The following is a 6059-nucleotide window of genomic DNA, read 5'->3' on the forward strand; positions in this document are numbered from 1 at the left end:
CCCCCGGGCCGCCGACCACAGTTCGGCGTAGCTGACCGTGCCACCGCCGTGCACCAGGGCCGGCGCGTCGGGCTGGCTGTCGACCCAGCGCCGGATCGCGGTCGGTACCGGTGGGGCGTCGAGATTCCGGGTGGCCATCACGGGGCACCTTTCCCATGGCGTGCGGAGAGGGCGGGCACGGTCGACGGAAGCGGACCGGCGACGGGTTGCGGGGGCGTGGTCGACCGACCGCGCAGGAAGCCCCCCACCTGGTCGGCCGCGCCGGTGGCCGCGTCGTAGAGGGCGGGGCGCCGGAAGAAGCCGTGCACCATCCCGCAGTACCGGGTGGCGGTGACCGGAACACCGGCCTCGGCCAGCAGCGCGGCGTAGCTCTCACCCTCGTCGCGGAGCACGTCGTACTCGGCGGTGAGCACCAGGGCCGGGGGGAGTCCGGTGAGGTCCGCCCGCAGCGGCGTCACCGCCGGATCGGTACGGTCCACCGACCCGGGCAGGAAGGAAGTCCAGAAGTACTCCATCTCCGTCCTGTCTAACATGTACCCGTTCATCGTGGTGTACGACAGGGACGACATCCCGGGATCGAGTGCCGGGTACACCAGGATCTGGCAGACCAGCGGTTCGTGACGGTCACGGGCCCGCCCGGCGGCCACGGTGGCCAGGTACGCCCCGGCGCTGTCCCCACCGACGGCCACCTGCCCGCCGTCGATCCCGTACCGGGCCGCTGGACCGCGCAGCCAGGTCAGCGCGGCGTCCACGTCGTCCACGGCCGCCGGGTACGGATGTTCCGGCGCGAGCCGGTAGTCCAGGGACAGCACCGCCCACCCGGAGACCAGGGCGATCCGTCGGCACGGGGCGTCCCATCCGGCCGCGCTGCCGGTGGTCCACCCGCCGCCGTGCAGGTAGAGCAGGACGGGCACCGCTGCCGACCCGGCCGGCTGCGGCAGGTACAGCCGGCCGGGCACCCCGTTCGCGTCCACCTCGGTCACCGGCACCGGCAGCGGCGGACCCGGCACCGTCGCGGTCGCCTCGTCCACCTCGCGGCGGACCCGGGCGAGGGTACGGTCCGACAGGACCGTCCGCTGCCGCCCGGCCACGGCGGCCCGGGCCCGTGGGTGCAGGGTCATCGGGCGGACCTGCGGGTCGCGGCCCAGGTCGTCACGGCGTCCGCGATCCGGGCGGCGGCCCGACCGTCGCCGAACGCGGCGCGGAGCCGTCCCGGGTCCACCGGCGGCAGGACGGTGTGCGCGGCGGCGGCGATCCGCTCCGGGTCCGTACCGACCAACTCGCCGGCACCGAACTCCAGGGTCTCCGGGTACTCGGTGGACGGGCGCAGGATGAAACAGGACGTGCCGAGGAAGAGTGCCTCCCGCTGCACCCCGTTGGAGTCGGTGAAGACCCGGTCGACCCCGGCGGTCAGGGCGAGCAGGTCGGTGTGCGGTTGGGCCGGCAGCAGCCGGACATGGTCGGCGGCGTGGAGGGCACCGATGAGCCCCGTCATGGTCAGCGCCTTCTCCGTGCCGGGGTGGAGCACGCAGAGCACCGGGCACGACATCCGGCGTACCCCGTCGACGACGTCGGCCAGGGTCGCCGGATCCCGGAGGGTGCCGCTGCGGTGGAAGGTGACCAGCGCGGCCTCCTTCAGCTCCGGCACCGCCGACCGCCAGGCGGCCAGACGTTCCGCCACCGCCTCCCGGCGCTGGTCGAGGGTGTCCAGCAGCAGGTCACCCACGAAGAACGCCGAACCCTGCACACCCTCCCCGCCGAGGGTGCGTACCGCATGCTCGGTGGGGCAGAGGTGCAGGCTGGTGACGGCGTCGATGATGCGCCGGTTCACCTCCTCCGGCAGGTCCGGCTCGTGGCTGCGCAGGCCGGCCTCGACGTGGGCCACCGGGATGCCCCGCTTCGCCGCCGCCAAGGCACCGATCAGGGTGCTGTTCCCGTCCCCGATCACCAGGACCAGGTCCGGTGGCGCAGCCGCCAGCACCGGGTCCAGGGCCAGCAGGCCCCGGGCGGTCTGCTCGGCGTGTCCACCCCCGCCGATGGCGAACTGGTGGGTCGGGCGGGGGAGCCCGAACTCGTCGAGCAGCCCACCGGAGAGAGCGTGGTCGAAGTGCTGACCGGTGTGGATGATCTCGACCTGGTGGTGTTCGGCCAGCGCCGGGTGGAGCGCGGCCAGTTTCGGGAAGTGCGGGCGGATCCCGACGACCACGGCGATCTTCAACTGGTCCTCCTCCTGCGTCAACTGGTCCTCCTCCTGGCGGGGCTGGCCTACGGATGGCAGGAGAGGGCGGGGGACCTGCGGAACTGCCCGTCCAGCCAGCGCGTCGTGACCTGGAGTTCGCGGCGCAGGGAGATCCGGGCGAGCCCTGGGAGCAGCCGGTGCAGCAGGGACACGTCCGCGTACGAGTCGTGGATCTCACCCGGACGTTCGGGCAGGTGCACGACCGGTACCACGCGGCCGGTCACCTGCTGCACCAGTTCGGCGAGCCGGTTGATCGGGGTGGCCGTGCCCGAACCCACGTTGACCGGGCCCGGTGCGGTCAGTCCCTCGTCGAGCGCCCGGTGGATGACCCGGGTCACGAACGACACCGGCACGAAGTCCCGGGACTGCCGGCCACTGCCGAACATCGTCACCGGTTCGCCCCGCAGCACCGCCTGCACGAACCGGGGTACCACCGGGCAGGCGCCGTGCGCGTACTGGTGGGGGCCGAAGACGTTGAAGAACCGCAAGGTGAGTACCCGGGTGCGGAAGGTGGTGGCGTACAGGCCCGCGTACTGCTCCATCGCCAGTTTGCTCGCCCCGTACGGGCTCACCGGCGTGGTCCGGGCGTCCTCCCGGACCGGTAACTGTTCCCGGTCGCCGTACACGGCCGCCGAGGAGGCGAGCACGACGTGCACGTTCCGACGGCAGGCCTCCTCCAGCAGGTGCAGGCTGGCGGTGACGTTGCGGTCGTGACAGCCGATCGGTTCGGTCATCGACCGGAGCACGGACGTCTCGGCGGCCAGGTGCACTGCGGCGCTGACCCCGTCGAGGGCGCGGGCCAGGGCGGCAGGGTCACCGACGGAACCTTTGATCACCTCGGCGCGGGTGCCGGCCAGGTTCTCCAGCCGGCCGGTGGAGAAGTCGTCCAGCACCACCGTGCGCCAACCGGCCCGGTCCAGCCGGTGTACCAGGTTCGAGCCGATGAACCCGGCGCCCCCGGTGACCAGGACCCGTCGCGTGGTCAGCGGGACCGGCATGTCAGGCCCAGCCGTAGAAGGCGACCGTCTTGTCGTGCAGTTCCCGCGGGAGCTTGGCGTACCAGTCGAGGGTCGATGCCAGCGACGAGTCGTACGGTGCGACGGCGAGGTCACCGAGGATTTCGGTGAGGGCGGTGGTGTCCGCGGTCAGGACGGTGTTCGGCGTCTCGCCGGGCCGCATCGGCAGGTGCCGGATCCCGGCCCGGTTACCGAAGTACTCGTTGACCGACCGGGCCACCTCGTTGACGCTCATCCGGATCCCGGTACCGCAGTCCGGGACCACGTCGGTCCGTCCGGTCCGGGTGAACCGGACGGTGAGCGCGGCGATGTCGTACGAGTAGATCATGTCGACGATCTGCTCCCCGTCGCCGAAGACCTCCAGCGGCAGTCCCCGGACGGCCTGCACCGCGAACGCCGGGATGATCTTGCGAATGGGGAGCAGCGACTGGCCCGGGCCGTACGCGTTGAAGTACCGCAGGGAACAGATCCGGGTACCCCCCGAGCCGTTGAACATCCGGCCGAACTGCTCGGCGGCATCCTTCGTGATGGTGTACGTGTTGAGCCAGACGTTGGGCTTGCCGGGGTAGAAGAGCCGGGGAACCCCCAGCGAGGTGGCCGCCTCGAAGACGTTCACCGTGCCGGAGACGTTGATGTCGACGGCGTCCCGGACGCTTTCCTGGAGTTCCGCGGTGCCCAGGACCCCGGCGAGGTGGTAGACCTCGTCGGCGCCCGCGAAGACCCGGTCGAGCAGGTCACGGTCCCGGATGTCGCCCTGCACGAAGGGCGCGTCCACCGGGAGTCCCTTCGTGCCGGGGGTCACCCGGTCGAGGATGGTGACCTCGTGCCCCTCCTCCAGGAGGTGCTGGGCGATGGTGCTGCCGAGGAATCCGCTGCCACCGGTGACGACTGCGCGCATGTTGTTTCCTCCCCGTGGGCTTGTTCCGTGGATGGGTGGTGTGCCGTGGGCTGGGACGGATCGGGTGGACCGTTACCAGAGCGTGGGTACGTGGGCGTGCCGGAGCCGGCCACGCGTGTCCAGCAGCAGCCGGGCCTGCGACGGCAGGGCATCGAGATCGAATCCACTGTGGTCCTGGAGCAGGATGGTGAGGTCGGCCCGCCCGGCGGCCCCACCCAGATCCGGCTCGTACGCGACCGGCTCGCCGTCGACGGACCAGGCCGGCACCTGCGGATCGCTGTAGCAGACCGTGGCCCCGGCGGCCCGCAGCAGCCGGGCGATCGGCTCGGCCGGGGTGATGGTCACGTCGGCGCTGTCCCGTTTGTAGGAGACGCCGGCGAGCAGTACGCTCGCCCCCTCGGTGGTCCGGCCCGCCTCGTGCAAAATCTGCCGTGCCCGGGCGACCACGTGCGCCGGCATCCCGTCGTTGACGGTCCGGGCCATCTCCACCAGTTGCAACGGGCGTCCCACCGAACGACTCTGGTAGGCCAGGTACACCGGGTCGCTCGGGATGCAGTGACCGCCGAGGCCCGGCCCGGGGTAGAACGCCTGGAAGCCGAAGGGTTTGGAGGCGGCACAACCGATGGCGTTCCAGAGGTCGACCCCGAGGGCGCTGGCAGCCGTGGCGAACTCGTTGACCAGGGCGATGTTGACGAAGCGGTAGGTGTTCTCGATCAGCTTGGACATCTCGGCCTCCCGGCTGGACGTCGCGACGACCACCTCGTCACAGAGGCGTCGGTAGAACTCCGTCGCCACGACCGAGCACGCCTCGGTCAGTCCACCGACCACCTTCGGGGTGTTGCGCAGGTTGTAGGCCGGGTTGCCGGTGTCGATGCGCTCCGGGGAGAACGCGACGTGGAAGTCGACGCCGGGTTTGAGCCCGGAGACATCGGCGATGATCGGGGCGAAGACGCCGTCGGTGGTACCGGGATAGGTGGTCGATTCGAGCACGACCAGGCTGCCCCGGGACAGGTGCCGGCCGACCGTCCTGGCTGCCGTCCGTACGTCGCCGAGGTCGGGCACGCCCTGCACGGTCAGCGGGGTGGCGACGCAGACCGTGACGACGTCGGCGCCGTCGAGGACGGTCTCGTCGGTGCTCGGTGCGAAGCCGGCGGCGAGCAGTGCGGCCACGTCGTCGTCGGAGATGTCGCCGACGTGGGACCGGCCGGCACGGAGCCCGTCGACGACCGCCTGACTGGTGTCGTAGCCGCGTACCGAGAACCCGGCGCGGTGCGCTTCGACGGCGATCGGTAGACCGACATAACCGAGTCCGACAACGGCGAGGGTGGGCACGACAAATACCTCCGGCATGATGGTGATCGACGCTCGTGGCACTGGTCTGCGATCTGGCGGCGCAATTGTCGACCCGGTCGGCGTGGTGGGCGCGCAGCCGCTCCCGATCCTGTAGCAGCCCATTTGAGCTGCGAAAACAGCGGCTTTTCGGTGATGTGCCGAGGTTCTCGGGCCTGGGTGCGGATTGTGCGGGACGTGTCGGGTCGAACGGATCATCGGACTGGAGCCGTGGTTGTGTCCGGATCGGAAAGGCGGTGCGGATCAACTCCCCGTCTGAAATTTGATCAATCGCATTCCTGAGTTTATCCTAAATCGGAAAGCGATTAGCTGTAATCAAATACATCAATGTATAGAAAGATTTTCGGGAGCGGGTCCCATCGTGCGGCGGCCAACGGCCGCTGACCTCGCCGCTCAACCAGAACGACTGGCTGGCCGGCGAGGTTCCCGAAGCAGTGCGGAGTGTGACGATCGTGCCCCGGCGAAGGGTGAGGAGCCGTTGAGGTCTCCGACCCGCCGACCGGTCGGCGCAACGCCGCCCTGCCCGGCGAATCCAACGAATCCGGCGAGCCTGGGC

Annotated in this window: 5 protein-coding genes; all 5 read right to left on the minus strand. The window is 70.6% G+C overall.

The window, feature by feature from the left end:
• Positions 1-137 precede the first annotated feature (137 nt).
• Positions 138-1121, minus strand: a complete 984-nt coding sequence (locus tag GSF22_RS29315) for an alpha/beta hydrolase (protein WP_208817154.1) — start codon at positions 1119-1121, stop codon at positions 138-140.
• Positions 1118-2239 carry a non-hydrolyzing UDP-N-acetylglucosamine 2-epimerase gene (gene wecB, locus GSF22_RS29320; RefSeq protein ID WP_208817155.1) on the minus strand — a complete coding sequence of 374 codons (1122 nt, stop codon included), beginning with the start codon at positions 2237-2239 and terminating at the stop codon, positions 1118-1120. The genes GSF22_RS29315 and wecB overlap by 4 nt, the downstream gene beginning before the upstream one ends.
• Positions 2240-2265: 26 nt before the next feature.
• Positions 2266-3237: an NAD-dependent epimerase/dehydratase family protein gene (locus GSF22_RS29325; protein WP_208817156.1), complete on the minus strand. Its 972-nt coding sequence runs from the start codon at positions 3235-3237 to the stop codon at positions 2266-2268.
• Position 3238: 1 nt separating this feature from the next.
• Positions 3239-4153 (minus strand): NAD-dependent epimerase/dehydratase family protein, encoded by a 915-nt coding sequence (locus tag GSF22_RS29330; RefSeq protein WP_208817157.1) that lies wholly within the window; start codon positions 4151-4153, stop codon positions 3239-3241.
• Between the two features lie 72 nt (positions 4154-4225).
• Positions 4226-5485, minus strand: coding sequence for a nucleotide sugar dehydrogenase (locus tag GSF22_RS29335; protein WP_208817158.1), 1260 nt, complete (start codon positions 5483-5485; stop codon positions 4226-4228).
• Between the last annotated feature and the right edge of the window lie 574 nt (positions 5486-6059).

The sequence above is a fragment of the Micromonospora echinofusca genome (genome assembly GCF_017614955.1).
Classification (GTDB): Bacteria; Actinomycetota; Actinomycetes; order Mycobacteriales; family Micromonosporaceae; genus Micromonospora; species Micromonospora echinofusca_A.